The sequence below is a fragment of the Nonomuraea sp. NPDC004354 genome, from assembly GCF_053602555.1.
The window spans coordinates 1-21,237 of record NZ_JBSGDV010000041.1; the positions used below are offsets into that span (position 1 = coordinate 1).

Annotated in this window: 22 protein-coding genes and 2 pseudogenes; 17 read left to right on the plus strand and 7 right to left on the minus strand. The window is 67.4% G+C overall.

Features of this window, described 5'->3' with window-relative positions:
* The 3 genes and pseudogenes from ACWENQ_RS45430 to ACWENQ_RS45440 all read right to left on the minus strand — a co-directional run.
* Nucleotides 1–130 (minus strand): annotated as a pseudogene (locus tag ACWENQ_RS45430) (IS5/IS1182 family transposase); the annotation flags it as partial.
* A gap of 54 nt (nt 131–184) precedes the next feature.
* Nucleotides 185–667, minus strand: coding sequence for a universal stress protein (locus tag ACWENQ_RS45435; RefSeq protein WP_449931590.1), 483 nt, complete (start codon nt 665–667; stop codon nt 185–187).
* 5 nt (nt 668–672) lie between these two features.
* Nucleotides 673–1,881: an SLC13 family permease gene (locus tag ACWENQ_RS45440; RefSeq protein ID WP_452419711.1), complete on the minus strand. Its 1,209-nt coding sequence runs from the start codon at nt 1,879–1,881 to the stop codon at nt 673–675.
* Nucleotides 1,882–2,308: 427 nt separating this feature from the next.
* On the opposite strand from ACWENQ_RS45440, the gene ACWENQ_RS45445 reads away from it, so the two are divergent.
* Both ACWENQ_RS45445 and ACWENQ_RS45450 read left to right on the plus strand, forming a co-directional pair.
* Complete coding sequence (locus ACWENQ_RS45445; RefSeq protein WP_452419712.1) at nt 2,309–2,869, plus strand: TetR/AcrR family transcriptional regulator; 561 nt, start codon at nt 2,309–2,311, stop codon at nt 2,867–2,869.
* Nucleotides 2,870–2,879: 10 nt separating this feature from the next.
* Complete coding sequence (locus tag ACWENQ_RS45450) at nt 2,880–3,236, plus strand: hypothetical protein (RefSeq protein WP_452419713.1); 357 nt, start codon at nt 2,880–2,882, stop codon at nt 3,234–3,236.
* A gap of 610 nt (nt 3,237–3,846) precedes the next feature.
* On the opposite strand, the gene ACWENQ_RS45455 is transcribed toward ACWENQ_RS45450, so the two are convergent.
* Complete coding sequence (locus ACWENQ_RS45455; protein ID WP_449931596.1) at nt 3,847–4,035, minus strand: hypothetical protein; 189 nt, start codon at nt 4,033–4,035, stop codon at nt 3,847–3,849.
* Between the two features lie 239 nt (nt 4,036–4,274).
* Nucleotides 4,275–5,090, minus strand: coding sequence for a pyrroline-5-carboxylate reductase family protein (locus ACWENQ_RS45460; protein WP_306871805.1), 816 nt, complete (start codon nt 5,088–5,090; stop codon nt 4,275–4,277).
* Nucleotides 5,091–5,297: 207 nt separating this feature from the next.
* On the opposite strand from ACWENQ_RS45460, the gene ACWENQ_RS45465 reads away from it, so the two are divergent.
* Complete coding sequence (locus tag ACWENQ_RS45465; RefSeq protein WP_452419714.1) at nt 5,298–5,759, plus strand: DUF6248 family natural product biosynthesis protein; 462 nt, start codon at nt 5,298–5,300, stop codon at nt 5,757–5,759.
* Between the two features lie 33 nt (nt 5,760–5,792).
* Here ACWENQ_RS45465 and ACWENQ_RS45470 read toward each other — a convergent pair whose 3' ends face one another.
* Both ACWENQ_RS45470 and ACWENQ_RS45475 read right to left on the minus strand, forming a co-directional pair.
* A complete protein-coding gene (locus ACWENQ_RS45470) occupies nt 5,793–6,428 on the minus strand; it encodes a site-specific integrase (protein WP_452419715.1) in 636 nt (211 codons plus the stop codon).
* Nucleotides 6,425–6,685 carry a tyrosine-type recombinase/integrase gene (locus ACWENQ_RS45475; RefSeq protein WP_452419716.1) on the minus strand — a complete coding sequence of 87 codons (261 nt, stop codon included), beginning with the start codon at nt 6,683–6,685 and terminating at the stop codon, nt 6,425–6,427. Before ACWENQ_RS45475 ends, ACWENQ_RS45470 begins: the two co-directional genes overlap by 4 nt.
* 572 nt (nt 6,686–7,257) lie before the next feature.
* On the opposite strand from ACWENQ_RS45475, the gene ACWENQ_RS45480 reads away from it, so the two are divergent.
* The 14 genes and pseudogenes from ACWENQ_RS45480 to ACWENQ_RS45545 form a co-directional block, all read left to right on the plus strand.
* Nucleotides 7,258–9,483 (plus strand): ROK family protein, encoded by a 2,226-nt coding sequence (locus ACWENQ_RS45480; RefSeq protein WP_449931603.1) that lies wholly within the window; start codon nt 7,258–7,260, stop codon nt 9,481–9,483.
* Complete coding sequence (locus tag ACWENQ_RS45485) at nt 9,480–10,385, plus strand: ABC transporter permease (RefSeq protein ID WP_449931605.1); 906 nt, start codon at nt 9,480–9,482, stop codon at nt 10,383–10,385. Before ACWENQ_RS45480 ends, ACWENQ_RS45485 begins: the two co-directional genes overlap by 4 nt.
* Complete coding sequence (locus ACWENQ_RS45490; protein ID WP_452419717.1) at nt 10,382–11,248, plus strand: carbohydrate ABC transporter permease; 867 nt, start codon at nt 10,382–10,384, stop codon at nt 11,246–11,248. The genes ACWENQ_RS45485 and ACWENQ_RS45490 overlap by 4 nt, the downstream gene beginning before the upstream one ends.
* Before the next feature lie 10 nt (nt 11,249–11,258).
* Nucleotides 11,259–12,833, plus strand: coding sequence for a hypothetical protein (locus ACWENQ_RS45495; RefSeq protein ID WP_452419718.1), 1,575 nt, complete (start codon nt 11,259–11,261; stop codon nt 12,831–12,833).
* Nucleotides 12,830–13,990: a GNAT family N-acetyltransferase gene (locus tag ACWENQ_RS45500; RefSeq protein ID WP_452419719.1), complete on the plus strand. Its 1,161-nt coding sequence runs from the start codon at nt 12,830–12,832 to the stop codon at nt 13,988–13,990. Before ACWENQ_RS45495 ends, ACWENQ_RS45500 begins: the two co-directional genes overlap by 4 nt.
* Before the next feature lie 10 nt (nt 13,991–14,000).
* Nucleotides 14,001–15,278, plus strand: a complete 1,278-nt coding sequence (locus tag ACWENQ_RS45505) for an RICIN domain-containing protein (RefSeq protein WP_452419720.1) — start codon at nt 14,001–14,003, stop codon at nt 15,276–15,278.
* The gene (locus ACWENQ_RS45510; RefSeq protein WP_452419721.1) at nt 15,275–16,486 is read left to right on the plus strand and encodes a Gfo/Idh/MocA family protein; all 1,212 of its coding nucleotides are present in this window, start codon (nt 15,275–15,277) and stop codon (nt 16,484–16,486) included. Before ACWENQ_RS45505 ends, ACWENQ_RS45510 begins: the two co-directional genes overlap by 4 nt.
* Nucleotides 16,487–16,985: 499 nt before the next feature.
* Nucleotides 16,986–17,369 carry a DUF4158 domain-containing protein gene (locus ACWENQ_RS45515; protein ID WP_452419722.1) on the plus strand — a complete coding sequence of 128 codons (384 nt, stop codon included), beginning with the start codon at nt 16,986–16,988 and terminating at the stop codon, nt 17,367–17,369.
* Nucleotides 17,269–17,520 (plus strand): hypothetical protein, encoded by a 252-nt coding sequence (locus tag ACWENQ_RS45520; protein ID WP_452419725.1) that lies wholly within the window; start codon nt 17,269–17,271, stop codon nt 17,518–17,520. Before ACWENQ_RS45515 ends, ACWENQ_RS45520 begins: the two co-directional genes overlap by 101 nt.
* A 67-nt stretch (nt 17,521–17,587) precedes the next feature.
* A complete protein-coding gene (locus ACWENQ_RS45525) occupies nt 17,588–17,863 on the plus strand; it encodes a hypothetical protein (RefSeq protein WP_452419723.1) in 276 nt (91 codons plus the stop codon).
* Nucleotides 17,864–18,230: 367 nt separating this feature from the next.
* Nucleotides 18,231–19,160: an alpha/beta hydrolase gene (locus tag ACWENQ_RS45530; protein ID WP_449931621.1), complete on the plus strand. Its 930-nt coding sequence runs from the start codon at nt 18,231–18,233 to the stop codon at nt 19,158–19,160.
* Between the two features lie 33 nt (nt 19,161–19,193).
* Nucleotides 19,194–19,649, plus strand: a complete 456-nt coding sequence (locus ACWENQ_RS45535; protein ID WP_449931623.1) for a GbsR/MarR family transcriptional regulator — start codon at nt 19,194–19,196, stop codon at nt 19,647–19,649.
* Between the two features lie 9 nt (nt 19,650–19,658).
* The gene (locus tag ACWENQ_RS45540) at nt 19,659–20,471 is read left to right on the plus strand and encodes a class I SAM-dependent methyltransferase (RefSeq protein WP_452419724.1); all 813 of its coding nucleotides are present in this window, start codon (nt 19,659–19,661) and stop codon (nt 20,469–20,471) included.
* A gap of 416 nt (nt 20,472–20,887) precedes the next feature.
* Nucleotides 20,888–21,237: pseudogene (locus ACWENQ_RS45545) on the plus strand (hypothetical protein); the annotation flags it as partial.

The window sequence follows — 21,237 nt, forward strand, 5'->3', positions numbered from 1 at the left end:
TACGCGCCCGGTAGAGCACCCCGTTGATCACCATCCGGTGGTCGTTCCACCGACCGCCACGCATCCCGCCAGCCGGCAGTAACGGCACCAGCCGTTCCCACTCGACGTTCGTCAGATCACCACGACCCATATGCCAAGAGTGACAAGACCAGCGCTCACCGTCAGGAGATCTAAGAAACAGCTCCTAGCGGTGGTGCGGCGGGTGAGGGGCCGTGCTGGGTGCGGTCTCCGGCCAGACCAGCAGGACGGAGCAGGAGGCGTGGTCGACGATGAAGCGGCTGGCGGGGCCGAGGCTGCGGGGACCGAGGTGGGTACGGTCGCCGTCGCGGGCGAGGATGAGCAGGTCAGCGCCTTCTGCGGCGGTCACGACTTCCCGTTCGACGCGGCCCGAGCGCTCTTGGCGGGTACACGGGCGTCCCAGCCGCTCGGCCGCGCCGGCCAGGAGCTGTTCGGCGGAGGCGGCGGCCAGGCGTTCCACGGCGGTGCCGGGGTCACGGTCGGGGCGTGCACGGCCCAGCAGTCCGGCGTAGGCGCCGTGCGCGGCACCCGGCACCTCGTGGCCGGTGACGTGCAGCAGCACGATGTCGGCATCTGCGGCTGTGTGGGTGCGCGCGGCGTCGACGCAGGCGGGCCAGGTGCCCTCCACGATCCAGACGATGACAGTCACGGTGTTCAGCCTCCGATCGCTTGGAGCGAGACCCACAGTGCCACCACCGAGAGCAGCAGGGCGGCGGGGACGGCGAACAGGCCGAGCCGGGTGAACTCGCCCAGCTCCACGTCGGTGTCGTGTCCGCGCACGATGCGCCGCCACAGCAGGGTGGCCAGGGAGCCGGCGTAGGTGAGGTTCGGGCCGATGTTCACGCCGAGGAGGACGGCCAGGACGGCGCCCGGGCCGGTGGGGGCGGTCAGGGGGAGCAGGACCAGGACGGCGGGCAGGTTGTTGATGACGTTCGCCAGTACGGCTGCCAGTGCCGCGATGGCGAGGAGGGCCGGGAGTTCGGTGCCGGCGGGTATCGCGTGGCTCAGGGCGTCCGCGAGGCCGTTGTCGACCACCGCGCGCACCACGATGCCCAGGGCCAGGACGAAGGCGCAGAACGGCAGGGCCGCGGCCCGGACGATCGCCGTGGGGGTGGTGCGGCGCTGGGCCAGGGCGCGGGCCGCCAGGACAGCCGCGCCCGCGGCCGCCGCCCAGGCCGGGTTGATGCCGACCACCGAGGTCAGGACGAAGCCCGCCAGGGTGCCCGCCACCGTGAGCAGGGCGAACAGCGGTAGTTCGCGGGGCTCGTCGGTGGGCGGGGCCTCGGCGCCCGCATCCAGGTCGATGGCGAAGAAGCGGCGAATCACCACGTACTCGGCACCGATCGCGACCAGCCAGGGTAGAGCCATCAGGGCGGCGAAGCGGGTGAAGGTCAGGCCGCTGGCGGCGAAGACCAGCAGGTTGGTGAGGTTGGAGACCGGCAGCAGCAGCGAGGCGGTGTTCGACAGATGGATGCAGGCGTAGACGTGCGGCTTCGCTCGGGCGCCCAGCCTGGCGGCGGTGGCGAACACCACCGGGGTCAGCAGCACCACCGTGGCGTCCAGACTGAGCACCGCGGTGATCAGCGAGGCCGTCACGAAGACAAGGACGAGAAGGCGCCGGGGGCGCCCGGCCGCCCGGCGGGCCATCCAGGCACCGCAGGCGTGGAACAGCCCCTCGTCGTCGCACAGCTGGGCCAGGACCAGCACGGCCGCGAGAAAGCCGATCACCGGCCCCAGCCGGGCGGCCTCGGCTGCCGCGTGGTCGAGGGAGATCGCGCCTGTGGCGATGACCACTCCGGCGGCGGGGACGGCCACGATGGCCTCCGGCCAGCCCCACGGCCGGATCACCGCGCAGGCCAGCACCGCCAGGAGCAGGGCGACGGAAAGTGCTTCCGCGAGTGAGGCGTTCAGGGGCTAAGCCCTTCCGGGATGGAATCCTGACGCAACAGCAATGAGCGCTACACCACCGGCTCTCGGGGACCTGGTGCCGTACCAAGCGGGCGGGGCTTAGCGCCGTTTGCCCGGGTCCCCATGAAAGCCGTGGTCAGCGACGTGACTGCCCCTTTCTCCCGAACTTGGTCTACTCTCTCGATGGGTGTGTTCACGAGTGCAGCTGCCCCGTCGATCAGCCATATGAACCGCGCCGGGTTCCTTTAACGACATTTTCGGTCCGCCGCACCCTGATCCCCGAGGCCCCCACTTCCACGTCTCCCTGAGGCCCGCCTGGTGTCCGCCAGTTTAGGAACGGTCGTTCTTGACTGATTGTTCCTAAACTGGCTATGATCGCCACATGGGCCGACCGAGAGGTTTTGACGAGACCGAGGTGGTGCGAGCGGCGGCGGCGCTGTTCGCCCACCGGGCATACGACGGCGTCTCCATCGACGACCTGGTCGCCCACCTCGGCATACATCGCAACAGCCTGTACAAGATTTTCGGCAGCAAGCGGGGCCTGTACATGGCTGCCTTGCGGTGGCATGTGGAAAACCAGGTGCGTCCGCTGATCCTCGCGATCGGCGAGGCCCACGACTTCGCCGAAGCGGTGCGCCGGGCGCTGACCGTCCAAGGGGACGGTTCGGCCCTGGACCTGGTCCTGATGGCGGCGCTCGAACGCGCGCCGGCCGACCCGGAGGTCGCCGCCGAGGTCACCGCGGTCCTGGACGCCCTCGACGAGGCGCTTGCCGTCGGCCCGACCGGCGCAATCCCCACGCCGGCGCTGAGAGGCGCCCTGACCTCGTCGCTGCTCGGACTCCGGCTGCGCGCCAGGACGGCGTCATCCGGTGCCGGGCCCGAACAGGCGGGCGCCGCTCTGGCGCGACACCTTTTCCCGAACAATCCTGACCCTTCCCTATAAGGAGCATGAAATGGCGCGAGTGCACATCGACGGCGACACGCTGGTCGTCGTGATCGAGGGGCTGGACAAGCTCTGGGCACTGAAGAGCCGTCTGGCCATTCCCCTGTCCAACGTCCGCGGCGCCACCGCCGATCCGGGCGTGATCAACGAAACCAAGGGCATCCGCGCCCCGGGGACGCACCTGCCCGGCGTGATCACCGCCGGTACCTTCCATCTGGACGGCGAGCGGGTCTTCTGGGACGTCCAGAACCCCGCCAAGGCCATCGTCATCGAACTGGCGGATGAGCGCTACGCCCGCCTCGTCGTACAGGTCGACGACCCTCGCGCCGCCGTCGCGCTCATCGAAGGCGCCATCGCCCAGGCCTGACCCCACATGCCTGGTCGCAAGCACGCTCTCGGGGATCGGTGTTCCTGAGGCGGCGGGGGCGGTGGCCAGGTCGACCAGTTCCTCGGCCACGGTGCGGCAGGCCACGAGTTGGCCTTTCGTTAACGACGCTGCCACGAAGTACATCGGATGGCCGTTAGCCCTGGTCAGCGGCAATCCGTCGCGGGTAGAAGCACGAGGTCGTCAGCGGGAGTGCCGACGAGCGGCGGGGTCGTGCTCGGCGGTGATGCGGGCGGAGGTTTCCTCGCAGGCGCAGCCTGACTACATCTCCCGGCGGGCGGCGAGTGACGCCTCCTATACCCCCGTGAGGGTTCGGTCGGCAGCGGCACCGGATGTGCCTCTTCCAGAGCCTTCTTCGGGTCCCAGTCGGTCGCCGCAGGGTCCGGCCGGCGCGGCCCGACCCCGCTGTTCTGGCAGCACGTGCGCCCGTACGGCGGGGTACGCCTCAATCTGGACATACGCCTGAGCATCGGGAACCAGGGCCCGTGAGCCCTCCGTCCCGGCCTGATCCGAAGCCTCGGCGGAGGATGTGTCCGGACACTTCGCCGACGATCACGTTGTGCGACTGTTGGGCCCTCGGGTAAGTGTCGCGTCATACGGCCCGAACGGCGGGCATCGTCGCAGGCCATCGTGCGCGATGACGACGACCGCCGAGCGAAGGCAGCCGCGCCCCGCTGTTGTAGCAGTTGGTGTGCAGGCGCCACTCGGCCGTCTTGATCGTCACCGTGGCGTGCTCGGGGATCTCAGAACCGCACGCGGTGCGGGTGCCGTCCAAACTCACGTGCACCTTCACCGAAGTGCGCTGCTCGGTAACAGTTGAGCGTCCTGTTTGGCCAGTTCGACACCAACACTGTCCACATATCGGTGTAGCGGCCGTCGACACGGCGCCACGCCGGCCAGGTCCAGGTCCAGGTCGTCATCACCACCGGGAGGTGGTGTCGGCCTCAGTCGGCAGCTCCCCGAACGCACGCTGTGCGGCGTGACCGGCACCCTGGCCAAGGTCGTTGTCCGCACGATGAATCACAGTGCGGGCAGGGGCTTGGATCGCTCGTTGTCGGCAGTCGCCCAGAACGCTGCCCGCCACGCCGCGGCGAGACCGTCGCGGCTCGCCTCGACGGCAGCGGCGGTGTTGCCGCCGGGAACCGCGACGCGGTCCACGATCTCGGCCAAGGGCGTCCCGTGATCCAGCAGCCGACTGACGGCGTCGATGCTCTGCGCGAGGAGTTGTTCGGCCAGACCCGGGGGTAGCGGCGCGCCGCGCTCGATCTGCGCTGCGATCATCGATTGGGCCACACTGGCCAGAAGTGCCGGACCGCACGATGCCAGGTCGGTGGCTGCCCGGCCCTGTCGCTCGCCGATCACGAACGGCCGGGAGAACCCCTGTAGTAACTCCGTCAACTCGGCAACGGCGTCCTCGCTCAGGCCAGGGCCGGGCATGAGCAGCGTCGCGCCCGCACCGATCTCGTTACCGACGCTGGGAATCAGCTTGGCAACGGGACAGGGAACCGAGTCCGCCAGCCTCGGCAGGGGCAGTGCGTTGTTAATCGTGACCACGATGTGCTCCGCCGAAAGTCGAGGACGCACAACGGCGAGCACGTCAGGAAGGTCCACGTTGCGCACACACAGAACAACCAGGGTAGCCCGGTCAGCCAAGTCGGCTGGCGGCAGCACCGTGGCGGTAGGTACAGCAGCGCGTACGCGCTCGATGCTGGATACCGACCGACCTGCGACGAACAATCGTGCCGGTTCGACTGCTCTGCTGAAGCCAGCGGCCAGAGTCAGCCCCATTCGGCCCAAGCCCACGATGCCCACAGTTCGTGCCGTCACGAGCACCATCGTCCCAGAATCTCGCTGCCGCCGTGGACCCGCTTGCCGCCTTGGACATCGATGCCACGATGGTTCCACGGGAATCCGGCTGACCTACGCGTCGCAACTGTTGCGGGTCCGTCTACTCCGTCACCGCCCCCACCGTCGAGGCCGTCGCCGAGATCGCGGCCGAGCGGTGGGGTGGAGCGGCAGCGACGGCGAGGACTACTGCGGGCCATGCACCCGGGCAGCGTCATGACACCCGACGAGGCCGCCTGGGTCCGTGAACACGCCGGGACCCAGACCATGCGCAAGACGCACGCCGAGGTGCCCGGCTTCTACCTGGCCTGCGCCTGCCAGTGGACCGGCCCCTGCCTCAACTCCCGCGATCCCGGCCGGCACCAGCGCTGTCACATGGGCACGCCGATATACGAGTACGAGACGATCATCTCCGTGCGCGGCGGCCAAGGCGTCGCCGGCCTCCGTCAGCCGTACCGTTATCCCACGGCGAGCGCGACCGGCCGGCGTCCCTCCCACCTTGCGATGGTGTGGCTCGCCGGCCGCCGATGCCGTCGGGCGTGCTCATGTGACTGCGACCACCCGCGCGCCGACATCGCGCACGCACCCGAGCGCAACCTGGCCAGGCCGGTGCGCTACGAGCTGGTGCCCCTCCGGCAGCACCGAGGTGTAGATGTCTGAGGTCACCACGATGCTGCCGTGCCCCAGCGTGCCCTACACCACCCGCAGATCCGAGCCTGAGGCCAGGGCGAGAGTTGCCGTACCGTGCCGTAGGTCGTGCAGCCGGATCGGTGGCAGGTTGCTGGCTTGCACCAGTCGGTGGAACCGGATGGTGAGGTAGTCCGGCCGGACCGGGGATCCATCCGTCCGGGCGAAGATCGGCCCGGATTCGTTCCAGGCGTCGCCCAGCAGCTGTCGTTGGGCGTGCTCGTGGCGGCGCAGTAGCCGGACCGTCTTGGGGTCCAGCCCGATGATCCGTCGGCTGGCTGCGGTTTTCGGTGGGCAGGCGATCAGCCCATCGTCGGCGTGCACCAGTTGCCGGCTCACGGTGAGCTCTCGCCGGTCGAGGTCCAGGTCCACCCAGTGCAGACCGGCTGCCTCGCCGCGGCGCAGACCGCGCAACGCGATCAGCTGCCACAGCGGATACAGCGGGTCGCCGCGGGCGAAGGCGAGGAACTCGGCCAGTTGCTCGGCGGTCCACACCGCTACCGCGGGCCGTTCGCCACTCCGCCGCCACGCTGCGACCCGGCGCTCGGTCCACACCTGTGGATACGGATGACGCGGTGCGGGCAGCCGGACCATCCGCGCCGGGTTGGAGGCCAGCAGGCCCTCACGGAGCGCGGCGTTCAACGCCGCGCGCGATGTCGCCCGATCCGGTGCAGGGTGGAGGACGCGATCGGCTCCCCGTACCGATCGCGGCGTCCGGCCAAGACGGTGAACATCCGTGCGACGTCGCGGCCGGCCAGCTCGGCCAGCTCGATCCGGCCCAGATGCGGGATCAGATACAGCCGCACATGATCGGCATAGGACTGGCGGCTGCTGGGCCGTAGGCGTTGCTGCATCTCCAGCCAGTGGCGCCGCCACCGCGCCAGCGTGCATTCCCCCACCGCCACATCGTTCCGATCGGCGTGATCATCTCACGACCCGCCTGGCGAGCCTGTTCGGCGCTGGCGAAGCTAACGCGCCGCAGCCGCTCCCGCCGCTCGGCCAAGCCGCTCACCTGCACCGCGAAGTGCCAGCTGCCGTGCCCCTCCTCGGCCAGCCGCACACAGCGCCCGCCGGCTTGCCTACCGGTGACCGCATCGGCACACCCGCACCGCTTGTAGACCACACACCGATCCCGATGACGTCTCATTGCCTTGCCCCTTCTTGATCGACCGCCAGAGCAAGACAACGCCGACAGGCACCCACCCACAACTGACCACGAGCAAAACCCAGAGCGGGAGATCACGCCTCGTTCGAACTCCTCCAGCGACGGGGGTGTCCGGCGGGCTCGCTCAGCCTGCCGACGTGAGGGGAGCTGCAGGGCACGGCTCGCCATATCCTGCAAGGCGATTTATGCAACCCTACTTTCGTTAATGGTGGGCGGAAATCGCATCTTGACATGCGCTGATGCGCAGTGATCTCCTCTTCCTCAGCGCATTAATGGAACCCATTTGCGAAATCAGCGGAGGTGTCTATGGCGCGCACGATCGGCGTACACGAGCGCAATGTTTCGACGCTCCGACGGTTCAATGAGGCCGCCTGCCTGGTGCGAGTCCGCGATGACGGCCCACTCACGGTCAGCGAGCTGGCGCGCATCTGCGGGCTGTCCAGGCCGACAGTGGAGGCGGTCATGCAAAGCCTGCTGAGTGCGGGGGTGGTGGAGCAGGACGAGCCCACGGTCCCGGAGGGCAAGTCCGCGGGCAGACCCGCCAGGCGATACCGCTTCCGGGGGGCCGCGGGGCATGTGGCGGGCGTGGAGGTCGCCCAGAACTGCATCCGGATCGTGATCGCCGACCTTGCTGGTGTCGTGGGTGTTCGTAGAAGCTTCCCTCTTACGGAGCGTGGCGCCGAGCTGATCTCGGTGCTGCGTGCGGCCATGGACGACTGCGCGGGCGATCTGGGCTTGCGCCGTGGTGATCTCCATGCGGCCGGAATCGGCTTCCCCGGGTCGGTGTCGAGCGATGGGCGCCTGGTGACCTCGGCAGCACTGCCGGAGTGGGTCGGGGTGGATCTCGTGGCCCGGCTTGGTGCCGCCACGGGCTGCCCGGTGGTGGTCGACAGCGCGGTCAACTGCGCACTGGTGGCCGAGCACCAGATCGGGGTCGCCCGGCTGCATGACGATGTGGTGCTGGTAACCGGCTCGGCCGATATCAGCGCTGCGATCCTGCTCCAGGGGCGCCTGCACCGGGGGCGTTTCAGCAGGGCGGGCGATCTGTCCGGCAGCCAGCCCGTGGAGGGCGTGGCATCGCTGATCCGCGCCGTCGATCCGGAGCTGGTGGTTCTCGCCAATCCCCTGGCGGACCTGCCTGTGGAGGACACGGGTGACCGTACCCCACCCAAGATCGTCACCAGCTCGCTCGGTGAGGACGCCGTCGCGCTGGGCGGATTGATCAATGCCTATCCGATCGCCATGCAGGCCACGGTCGGATCGCCCGACTCACCCGTGCCTGCGATCATCTTCGCCGAGGCTCCTACTCCCGTGAGGCGATCTCAGCCGGAAGCTCCCTCACCGGTGCGTAACCGTCCGGCCACCCGACTGCGCTTCGGCGTCGTCGGGATCGGCGCCAGGGCGGGAATCGCGACCTGGGCGCACGACGACAGGATCGGCAAGGTGGTCGCCGTGGCGGACCCCCGGCGTGAGACCGACGAGCGGGCACGCACCCTGTTCGGCCCCAAGGTCGGCGTGTTCGCTGACCACCGCGATCTGCTCGACCAAGGGCTGGACGCGGTCTTCGTGACCTCACCCGATGCCACGCATGCGCAGGTCAGCCAGGACTTCCTGCGTGCGGGCGTCCCCGTCTACCTGGAAAAGCCCCTCGCCACCACCACCGAGGACGCTGACGCCATCCTCAGCACCGCCTACGAGACACGAACCAAGATTTACGTCGGACACAATGTCCGGCATATGGCCTTCGTCAGGCTGATGCGGCAGATCATCGAACGCGGCGAGATCGGTGAAGTGAAGGCCATCTGGTGTCGGCACTTCGTGGGCCACGGCGGCGACTTCTACTTCAAGGACTGGCACGCGGAGCGGGACAACGTCAACGGACTGCTCGTGCACAAGGGCGCCCACGACATCGACATCATGCACTGGCTGGCCGGCGGATACACCACCGAGGTCGTCGGCATGGGCGACCTGCGGATGTACGGCGAGCTGGACGCCCGCCGCACCGAGCGCCACCCACAGGACCTCAACGACGACCTGGCCACCTGGCCCCCGCGCGCCCAACGCGGACTGAACCCCGTGATCGATGTGGAGGACATCTCCATGATCTCGATGCGCCTCGACAACGGCGTGCTCTGCTCCTACGAGCAGTGCCACTTCACCCCCGACTACTGGCGCAACTACACCGTGATCGGCACCGAGGGCAGACTGGAGAACTTCGGCGACGGCGACGGCGGCGTGGTCCGCGTGTGGAACCGGCGACACGCCTACAGCGCCGACGGGGATCTGGTCTACCGGATCTCCGGCGACGCGCGAGGCCATGACGACGCCGACCAGCTGACCGTCTGGGAATTCCTGGATTTCATCACCGGTGACGTAGCGACCGACACGACGCCGTTGGGTGCCCGGCAGGCCGTCTGCACGGGCATCGAGGCAACACAATCGCTTCGATCCGGCGCCCTACCCCGCACCGTGCCACCGCTCTCCCCAGAGATCGTGGCCTATTTCGAGAACCACCAACGGGTCGCGCCATGACCCTTCTCGCTCGCATCCGCCGCGATCGGACGATGCTGCTGCTGATCTTGCCCGGCCTGCTCAGCCTGCTGATCTTCAACTACGTCCCGATGCTCGGCTACGTGGTCGCCTTCCAGGACTATCAGCCGTTCCTCGGCTTCTCCGAAAGCCCGTTCATCGGCCTGGAGAACTTCACCTACGTGCTGACCGACCCCAGCTTCTGGAGCGCGGTCAGGAACACGATCGAAATCAACCTGCTCCAGCTGCTGCTGTACTTTCCCGCGCCGATCCTGTTAGCACTGCTGCTCAACAGTCTGGTCAGCAATCGGATCAAGAGGCTCATGCAGAGCGTCGTCTACCTGCCGCACTTCGTGTCCTGGGTCGTGATCGTCGCGCTGTTCCAGCAGACGCTGGGCGGCAGCGGATTCATCAGCGGCTTCCTGGCCGAGCACGGCGTCAGCGCCTTCAACGTGATGACGGACCCGGACCTGTTCAAGCTGCTGGTGACCGCGCAGGTGATCTGGAAGGACGTCGGTTGGGGCACGATCATCTACCTTGCCGCGCTGTCCAGCATCGACGTGGGGTTGTACGAGGCGGCCGCCGCCGACGGCGCGGGGCCGTGGCGCCGGATGTGGCACATCACGCTGCCGGGCATCCGGTCGGTGACGGTGCTCCTGCTCATCCTGCGACTGGGTGATCTGTTGTCGGTCGGATTCGAGCAGATCCTGCTGCAGCGCAACAACGTCGGCCCAGACGCCGCCGAGGTACTCAACACCTGGGTCTACTTCCATGGCGTGATCAACGGGGACTGGGGGACCGGCGCCGTGGTCGGGCTCATCAATGGCCTGGTGGGAGCCCTGCTCATCTTCGTCGCCAACAAGGTCGCGCACAGGCTCGGTGAGCAGGGGGTTTACCAACGATGATGGAGCGACCCAACCGCGCCGCTCAAGGCGCCAAGGCGGTCACGCTGACCGCGATCTTCGTGATCGCCGTCTTCCCGTTCCTGCTGGTGCTCGGAACCAGCCTGGCCAGCCGAGAGGAGATCGTCGCCAACGGCGGCTACGTCCTGATCCCGCGGCATCCCACCCTGGCGGCATACGCGGAGATTCTCTCCGGCGGCGTCGTCGGCCGGGCCGTACTCGTCAGTATCGGCATCACGATCGTCGGCACGTTGCTCAGCCTGGCCACCACCGTGGCCATGGCCTATGGCCTGAGCAGACCCAGCGTGGTGGGCTCGAAGGCGATCCTCATGGTGGGGCTGCTGACGTTCTTGATCAGCCCGGGCATCATCCCGAGCTACCTGTTGGTCAAGCAGTTGGGCCTGCTCGACTCCTACTGGTCGTTGATCCTGCCGAACCTCCTGGGCGCCTTCAATCTGGTCATCCTGCGGGCGTTCTTCATGAAAATCCCGCGCGAACTGTTGGACGCGGCTCGCATCGACGGCGCCGGTGACCTGAAGACCCTGCGCGTTGTCGTGCTACCGCTGTCGAAGGCAGTGATCGCCGTCGTCGGGCTGTTCCAGGCGGTCGGTTTCTGGAACTCCTTCTTCGACGCCCTTCTCTATCTCAACGACGCCTCGAAATGGCCCCTGCAACTGGTGCTCAACACCTATGTCCTCAACAGCAAGAAGCTACCGGGCCAACTGGTGAGCAGCGCGCACATGCCGCCGAGCCAGGCGCTGCAGATGGCGATCGTGGTCATCGCCCTCGTCCCGGTGCTGGCCGCCTACCCGTTCCTGCAGAAGCACTTCACCAAGGGCGTCTTGACCGGCGCCGTCAAGGGCTGAAGGAGTCCCCGTGAACCGTCGATCCATGCTGGGTCTGCTCGCGGCTGCCCCGCTACTGGCCGCCTGCTCCACCCCGACCCGCTCGGGCAGCGGAGCCGCGGCGTCGGCCAAGGTCAAACTGCCCACCTATATTCCCTTCCAGGGGCCAACCCCCGACCTGCCGGGAAACGCTCAGGGATTGGACCCTGCCTACCTCAAGTTCCCCAAGCGCCTGGTTGACTCCGTCAAGGGGATCCCCGCCGGCGGCCAGCCGATCACCGCGCTCGGGTGGACCGACTCGGCAGTTCCACCGCCGATGAGCAATAACGCCTTCTGGCAGCAGCTCAACACCCGGCTCGGTGCCCCGTTCAAGTTCGACATCACCAGCGACTACCCCACCAAGTTCAACACAATGATCGCCGGCGGCGACATCCCCGAACTGGTCTGGTTCCCGCCCAACCAGGGGTTGACCAGGGTGGCCGAGCTACTCGAAGCCAAGTTCGCCGATCTGACGCCCTACCTGTCGGGGGACGCGGTGAAGGCGTATCCCAACCTGGCCAATCTGGGTGACTTCGCCTGGCGTACCGCGATCATCAACGGCCGAATCTGGGGCCCGCCCGTCTCTCACGGAATCTTCGGTCAGATCTACGAATGCAACAAGGCTCATTGGGACGAGGTCGGCGGCCCGCAGTGCGCCACCATCGACGAGTTCGTCGGCAAGTTGAAGGAACTGACCCGTCCCGCGCAGCACCGTTGGGCGATGGCGCCCGCTGGGTCCAACGACGTGGTCCGTTTCGGCGAATTACTCGGCATGCCCAACACCTGGCGGCTCAACAAGGACGGCAGCCTCACCTATTACTTGGAGACCGACGAGTACGCGCAGGCGCTCGAACTCGTCCGCAAGGTCGTCGAGGCCGGCTGCTTCCACCCTGACCAGAACGCCGATCCCTACGAGGTGCTCTTCCCGCAGGGAACCATCTCCACGCTGGTCGACGACATGCCCGGATTCATACTCGCACCCCGTAAGTACAAGGACCTGGAGATCGCCGGGATCGTTCCATTCGGTGACAAGGCCGTCTACCACCTGGGGTACGGCTCCCTCGGCTTCACCGCCATCAACAAGAGCGCCTCACCCGAGCGCGTGAAACAACTGCTGCGTGTGCTGGACTTCCTGGCCGCCCCGTTCGGCAGCAGCGAGTGGCTCTTCCTGCACTACGGAAGCGAGGGCGAGCACTTCACCTTCGACAAGGACGGCCTGCCCCAGCTCACCGAGAAGGGCGCCAAGGAGACAACACTGAACAACCCGATCGGCTACCTGTCGCAGGGCCCGGAGTTCATCTACGCCAAGGGCGCCGCCTACACCTACGACATCCAGCAGAAACTCCTGAAGATCGCCATCGCCAACCCCGTCGCCGGCCACTATTCCGACACAGCCGTCAGCGGCCGCACCAAGCTTCCGATCATCGGGGACCTCGTCACCGACATGATCCTCGGCCGCAAACCCCTCACTTATCTGCAGACTCTGCGCTCGGACTGGAAACGACAGGGCGGCGACAAAATCCGCGAGGAGTACCAGCAGTCGATCGCCAAGGGCGGCCCCTCGTGAAACTCCACTGGGCGGGCCGTGACGAACTCGACCGCGTCGCCGAGGCCAGGACCCGCAGCTTCTCCGCCGACGGCACACCCGTCGAAATCGAGGAAGACCCCAGGGGAACATCCTGGCTGCTCGCCGAGGAGGACAACGTCCCGGTCGGCACAGCTACCAGTCTCAGCTTCACCATGTGGGTGCGCGGTGCGCCGCTGCCCTGCCAGGGCGTCGCCGACGTCGGCACCATCAAGACCTGGCGGGCCGGCCGCGGAGTGGCATCCGCCCTCATGCGCGAACTGCTGTCGGCCGCCCGCGACCGGGGGTTCGCGCTGTCCGCGCTCACCCCGTTCCGCGGCTCGTTCTACGAACACTTCGGGTACGGCTTCGCCGAACGCCGAGCGGACTGGACCATCCCCACGACCATCCTGCCCAGAGGAGATCACACCGACCTGCGGTTTTACCAGTCAGATGATCTGGACCCGCTGACCGAGGCCATGCGCCGCCGCACCGAGCGGGGCCAGGCAGACATCGAGCGCCTGCCGCCCGTTCCAGGCAACGGCTTCTTGGTGGTCGACCGGGTCGGCGACGGTCCGATCCGCGGCTGGGCCCGGTTTCGCGGGGAACAGCCCATCCTGCACGTGACCGAGATCGGGTATGACGACGCCTCCGCGCTACGACGCATCCTCCACCTGCTGGCCAGCCTGCGCGACGAGTACAACACCGTCAGGCTCACCACCCAGGCCGATCAGCCGATGCACCGCCTACTCGGGGAATCGCAGATCGTGCATCACACGCTGTTCCGCAACCACCCCACCGCCGAGGTCAGGCCGTACAACCGCCTGCAGGTCAGGATCGTCGACCATGTCAGGGTCCTCCGGGCCCTGCGCCTGAACACGACCGCGGAAGGTAGCACGGTCGTCGCGATCGGCGAGCCCGAGGGGAACATCACGACCCTCCAGCTCGACTTCTCCGATGGCCGCGTGGGAGCCCGGGCGTGCTCGGCTGAGCCCGACATCGAATGCGCCGCACCCGTCTGGGCTGCGGTGCTGCTGGGCGATCTTCAGGCATCGCGCGCCGCGGACCTCGGCCTCATCACCGTTCACGACCACCAGGTTCTCCGCATGCTCGACACCCTCGCCGTGGGCCCCGCGCCCTTCTGTCACGAACACTTCTAAGGAGCCCCCGATGCGCCGGATCTTAGGCACCCTCATGCTCGCCGCCGGACTGCTCGCCGTACCGTCGACCGCGTCGGCTCAGTCAACCTGCACGAGCAGAGAGCTCAACCTCGTCGCCCACCACGACGACGACCTGCTTTTCCTGAACCCGTCGATCTCCGACGCGATCCGCGGCGGAGCCTGCGTGCGCACCGTCTTCCTGGTGGCCAGCGACTACCACGACACCGACAGGGAAGGATACGTGCTCGCCAGGGAGCGCGGCGTGCGCGCCGCCTACGCCCGCATGGCCGGACTGCCCGAAAGCGCCTGGACCTCTCAAGAGATCACCGTCAACGGCCACAACCTGCTCGAATGGCGACTCGGCGACCGGCTGTCCATCCTCGAAGTCCGGCTCCCCGACAACGGCTCCGCCTACGACGACATCACCTACGGCAGCACCCGCGCCCTCTACAACGACGGCGCCACGATCCCCGACTTCTACCGGCGCAACACCTACACCCGCGCTGATCTCACCGTCACCCTCATCGCCGACCTCGACGCGTTCCGCCCGTCGGTGGTCAACACCCTCGACCCCAGCGCCGACGTCCACGACGGCGATGAGTACCTCGACTTCCACCACGACCACGTGATCATCGCCCGGCTGGCGGGCGACGCCGTGGCAGCCGCCGCAACCCATCCGCAGGTCCGCTACTACCGCGACTACCCCAACCGGTACGCCGCCGCCAATCTCTCCCAGCAGGCCATCGACGACAAGCTGGCCACGTTCCGCACCTTCGCGATGCACGACATGGACATCTGCCCGTCGTCCGACCCGAGCCAGTGCGTCACTCAGGGCTTCTACTACGTCCTCAACCACAACCAGAACCGCGCCACCACGACCGCGATGCTTCCGTGGATCCCCGCCACGCCGGGCGCACCCGGCCACTTGGTTCCCGCCACGTTCGCCCACCAACGCCTGACCGTCTCCTCCGGCCAATGTCTGACCGTGCCGGGCGCCCTCAACGACAACGACCTGTCCGACGGGGACCACGCGGCTTTGGGCACCTGTGGCACCACCGCGTTCACCCTGGTCCAGCAGACCCTCAAGATAGACAAGACCAATGAGTGCTTCGGTACGGCCGGCGCAGCAGTGATCGTCACCCAGTGCACCGACTCCGCCGACCAGAGGTGGTCCTATACGGATCAGGCGTTCAAAAACATCCAGACCGGCAAGTACATGTCCACAGGCCCTGGGGGCACCCTCGTCCTCGGCTCCACCCCCGTGCGTATGACGCCTGCATCTCCGTGAAAAGGATCAAAACCATTTCCGATCTACGACTCGGAGCCCTCGGATTCGGCCTGCGTGGCAGTCTTGCCCGCGAAGCTCACCGTCCGGGGGCCGGAGCCCTCATCGCCGCCGTCTGCGATCCCTCGGAGCGCGCGCGTCGCCGCGCCCTGGAGGCGTTCGGCGAGGAAGTGATCACCGTGCCCGATGTCGAGAGCCTCGTGCGGCTCGACCTCGACGGGGTGCTCGTCCTATCCCCAGATCGGTTCCACGCCGAGCACGCGGAGACACTCCTGGAGGCGGGAATCCCGGTCTACCTGGAAAAACCGATGGCGATCACGGTCAGCGATTGTGACCGCGTGCTCGCCACCGCGCGCCGTACAGGAACCAAGCTGTACGTCGGGCACAACATGAGGCACATGCCGTTGGTGCTGCAGATGCGTGAGCTCATCCAGCGCGGCGAGATCGGCGAGGTCAAAGCCGTCTGGTGTCGGCATTTCGTGGGTCACGGCGGCGACTTCTACTTCAAGGACTGGCACGCCGAGCGGGCCAACACCACCGGCCTCCTGCTGCAGAAGGGGGCGCACGACATCGACGTCATCCACTGGCTCGCAGGCGGCTACACGCGCAGAGTCAGCGGTATGGGAGGCCTCACTCTCTACGGTCAGATTACCGACCGACGAGACAACTCCGACCGTTCCATGTGGGACTGGTACGCGCCGGACGCCTGGCCTCCGCGGATGCAGCGCGAACTCAATCCCCTCATCGATGTCGAGGACCTCTCGATGATCAACATGGAGCTCGGAAACGGGGTCTTCGCAACGTACCAGCAGTGCCATTACACGCCCGACTACTGGCGCAGCTACACCGTCATCGGCACCGAAGGCCGGATCGAGAACCTCGGTGACGGCGGCGACGGATCGGTCATCCGACTCTGGAACCGGCGCACCGACTACAACGGTGAAGGGGATCTCACGATCCCCATCCGCCAGGAATCAGGAGGTCACGGCGGCGCCGACACTGCGATCATCACCGAGTTTCTCCGCTTCATCTCCGCCGGAGGACCTGCTACGACCTCGCCCATCGCTGCCCGTGAGGCCGTGGCGACAGGGCATACAGCCACCCTGTCGCTCCGTGGCGGCGGCGGTGCCCTAGATGTGCCGCCGCCCTCTCACATGGACATCGACTACTTCGAGCCCGACACAAGCTGGGAGCGGCAACCTAACGGCTGATCTTGGTAGTTGAAGCGGGTCAGAGGCAGGAGGGGCGGTCTGGAAGGCGTTCACGAGCGCCTTCCAGCGCATGATTCGTCTCCGCTCGATCGCGTGAGGTCACGGGGGCTCCATTGGCCGCCGATCAGCACGACGGGGTCCGGGATCGCAGTAGCCGCCTACCTGGACAAGTTCGTGTCAGTCCACAGCCCCCGGGCACGCAGTCCGGCGAGCGCCACCTCACCTGTAAAGAATGCGTCTATTCGCAGCTCGCGGCGAACCTGCTCACGCTGCGGGGTGCGGCTATCGGCGAACGGCTTGAGACGGAGCCCAAAGACGCACTTACTGCGCAAATCGGATGGCCAAGACCATGCAATTGACATGGGCACACCCCCACCGATGTCATCGATACATGCTCGGCGCATGTAAAACCCCAGGTCAAACACGGCATGGAAGAGTAGGCGGGTGGGACTTGAACCCCGACCCACGGATTATGAGTTGACTTGATCAATGCCGTCTGATGCCGCGCCGTACCGCATTCTGTCACTCTGACCGTGATTGCCCCCTGCCGACGTGCCGGACCGTGGGGCTGAAGGCCTTCAGCCAGGCCGAGGCAGAGCTGGAGACGACCCTGGCCGCGCACGCGTGGAATTCCGGGGACGGGCCGACCGAGATGTTCCAGTACGCGGTGCGCTGGCTGCGCGAGAACGACGTGCTGCTGCCGGGCATCACGACGCTGACCCGGATGGTGGCCCGGATCCGGGAGGAGCAAACCGAGCGGCTATTTCGCGACTCTGGCTGCGATGCCGACGTCGGAGCAGGTCGAGGTGCTGGAGAAGCTGCTGGAAGTGCCGCCGGGCAAGAAGATGACCGAGCTGGAGCGCTGGCGCCAGGGTCCGTCTAAGGCGTCCGGGCCCGCGATGGTCAAGGCCTTGCAACTGGTGGAGGAGATCCTCGGCGCCGGACTGTGCCGGTTGGAACTGGATGCGTCGATGCCGCTGCGGCGGGTGCTGGAACTGGCCAAATACGGGCTGACGGTCCGCTCGCGCAGCTGAAACGTCATCCGGACGCACGCCGGCTGGCCACGCTCGTGGCGACGGCGCGCTGTTCGAGGTGCGGGAGATGATCGAGGCGGTCGTGCCGCGCGGGCAGCTGCGCGAGGCGGTGGAGGTGGTCACGGACATGGTGCCGCCGCCAGCCGCCGACGACGACGGCGGCTGGCGAGCGGAGATGGCCAGCCACTATCCGACGGTGTCGGGCTTTGTGAAGCTGCTCACCGGTGTGATCAAGTTCGACGCCAATCCCGAGGGCGAACGGGTACTGGCCGCGAGCGCCGACAGGTGCCGGTTCCAGGTCGCGGCCGCCGTGCCGGTCCAGCGGTCCATGACCGCGGCGTAGTCCTCCGGCGCGAGGTCGGCGACCGGCCGGTACCCGCTCATGGCGGCCAGACGGGTGAGGGTCTTGGCGTAGGTGTCGCGGGTGGTCTTGGTCGGCAAAGCGCCGAGGAAGCGGTCGATGGCGGCCGCGACGCTCCCGCCCGCGGCCGGACCTGCCAGGCCGGCCGAGTCGGGCGCGCCGGGGAACGCGACGAGGGACACGGTGCCTCTCCTTCCCACCGATCGATCAATGTGACAGGTAACGCTCTTGAGCTGACCCGCCACCGGCAGGCGCTGAGCTGGGCCTGGCCGGCACAGCCTTCCAGATTGACATTGCTAGCTATTTCAGTCATGTTTGAAATAACTAGCCAACAAGTACGGAGCAAGCCATGGAACACGTGACCTTCAACAGCCTCGGCACCCGCTGCGCGGGTGATCTCTACCTGCCCGAAACGAGCGAACCGGTCCCCGGGCTGGTGCTCGGGCACAGCGGGGTGATGGTCAAAGAGGCGCTGGCGTTCTTCGCGCCGTACTTCGTGAAGGCCGGCTTCGCGGTGCTGGCCATCGACTACCGCACGGTCGGTTCCAGCGAAGGCGAGCCGCGCGGCCTGGACCACCCGGAGCGGCAGGTGGAGGACTTCCGCAGCGCCGTGTCCTACCTGCAGACCCGTCCCGAAGTGCAGCCGGAGCGGATCGGAGTGTGGGGCGTCAGCATCGGCGGCTCGGTGGCGGCCCAGGCCGCCGTGCTCGATCGGCGCATCAAGTGCGTCGTGGCGCAGAGCCCCAGTGTGTGGAACGGATGGCGCTACCTGGAACGACTCCTGGGCCGTGCCGGTGTCCACGCGCTGCGCGACCAACTGCAGCAGGACTGGCAACGCCGCTACGAGGGCGAGCAGAGCGCTCGCGTGCCGCACCTGGCGCTGGACCACGCCAGTGTGAAGGACGCCCCCGACATGTCGACCCGCCTGTTTCCCACCTATCGCAACGAGAAGACCCTCGACTCAGCCGAGCACCTGCTCACCTTCGCACCGGAGAACCTCATCCACCGGCTCGCACCGACGCCGCTGTTGATGATCGCCAACGGCGGCTGGGACCCGTACCACATGCTCGAGGAGGCGCAGAGCGCCTTCGACCGGGCGGGAGAGCCCAAGCGGCTGGCGGTGCTGCCCTACGACGTACTCGGCCTCTACACCGGCCCGGGCCTGGAGGAGGCCATGGCGCTCGCGATCGACTGGTTCGACCTCTACCTGCGCGAGACCCGGCTCGCGGACATCACCCCCACACCCACCTACGAGTCGGTGGCCGCCATGACACAGTGAACCGGCACACGATCGACAACGGAGGACCGGACGATGAGCACCGAGGAACAGCGGGACCGACTGCTTCAGTGGGTGGAGCGGGTGGCCGCCTTCTGCGTCGAGGAGTGGGGGCTGCCGCCCATCACCGGACGCATCCTCGGCTGGCTCATGATCTGCGATCCGGCCGAGCAGTCCGCCGGGCAGATCGCGGAGGCGATCTCCGCCAGCCGGGCCTCGCTCACCTCGAACATGCGCTTCCTCACCACCATCGGCCTGGTCAAGAAGGTGAGAAGGCCCGGCGACCGCACCGCCTACTACCGCATCGAGGACGACGCCTGGCAGAAGGTCATCCAGCGCAAGCTCGAAAGCCTGAGCGCGTTCGGCGAGATCGCCGACGAAGGGCTCAACATCGCGGGCGGCGAGGGGCACCGCACCGAGCGCATCAAGGCCGCCCACGACTCCCTGACGTGGCTGCAGAACCTCGCGGCCCGTCATCCGCTACGCCGTTAAGGAATCTCCATGCACCGCTGGCAACCCCAGCTCGGGCTGATCCAGGAAACGCTGCTACTCACTCTCCACGCCAGAGCCCTGGACGCCAGGCAGCCCAGCCCGATCCTCGGCGACACGTTCTCCGCAGACATGGCCGGCAACATCGATTACGACTTCGGCAAGCTGAAGGTCAAGCCCAACCTCGTCCTCACCACGGCACTGCGCGCCAAGAAGCTCGACGGCGTCGTCCGCGCCTACATCGCCGCTCACCCCGGATGCGTGGTGCTCGACCTGGGCTGCGGCCTGGACACCAGGATGTTCCGCTGTGATCCCCCGCCCGGCGTCGACTGGTACGACATCGACTTCCCGGAAGTGGTGCACCTGCGGGCCGAATGTCTGCCCGGCCGTTCCCACCTGGTCGGAGCCGACCTCACCAGCTCCGACTGGCTCACCGCCATCCCCGGTGACCGGCCGGCGATGATCGTCGCCGAGGGGCTGCTCCCCTTCATGCCCGGCGACTCCTTCCAGGCGATGACCCGCGCGCTGGCCGGCCATTTCCCTTCGGGCGAGCTCGCGCTCAACGGCTACACCCGCTTCGCCGCCTGGGCCATGAAGTATCACCCGACCATCAAGGCGCTCGGCATCAGCGCCGCCCAGGGCTTCGACGACCCGCACGAACCAGAGTCCTGGGACGCCGGCCTCGAACTGATCGAGGAGCAGATCCTCGCCCGCGCACCGGAGGTAGCCCGGTTCCCGCAACCGCTTCGCGCGCTGACCCGTCTCACCGCCCGCAGTACGGCCTTGTCGCGGCAGGGGGCCCGCATTCTCCGCTACCGATTCTGACCGACCCCCGCCTGCGGCAGTCGCGACAGACATCGTCCTTCGGCTCGTGAACGTGCCGCCGAAGGCGGCTGGGGCGGTGGAACGGAAACCAACGCGAGTGCGCCCGCTCAACGAAGATCGCCCACTATCAGCGAGCCGGGCGAACGAGCCTTAGCGTACGTTTCCGTTCCCCCACACTCCGAGGGCCGGGTCCGGCAAGGACTTCGAACTCCGCCGCGCGGACACGCGCGTCCTGCTCCGGCGCCGGGGCTGGACCTGGGGGCGCGTACCCGTCGAGGGGCAGGCGTCCGGTCCGGTCAACGCCAGACATACCACGCTCCCCGGCAGCACCCCGGCCGCGTCGCCTGTGGGCGCTGGGCGTACAGCCGGACTTTTGTCTGCCGGCCTATGAATGGTGCTCCCAGGTCTTCGGCAAGGTGATCAAGGGGTCCTGCCCCTTTCTCCCGTACTGGTCTGCCTCCCATGAAGAGATCATCTTTACCGCGCGCCATAGTCACTCACACCTCAAGGCCGCTGGCGTCACCCGCGTCTTCTCCGAGAAGATCTCCACCCGCGCCACCACCCGGCCCGAGCTCGACAAGGCCGTCGCCCTGGCCCGCGAGCTCCGCTCGGCGAACGTCGCGGTCACACACGTGGTGCACGAGCACAAGCGGCTCGGCCGCGGCCTCGACCGAGCACTACGCCCGCACGCTGAAGTTCTGGTGCGACAACCTGGACGACAACTGGGAGGACGCCCTCCAGGAGGTCGGCCAGGGCACCGCGAGGG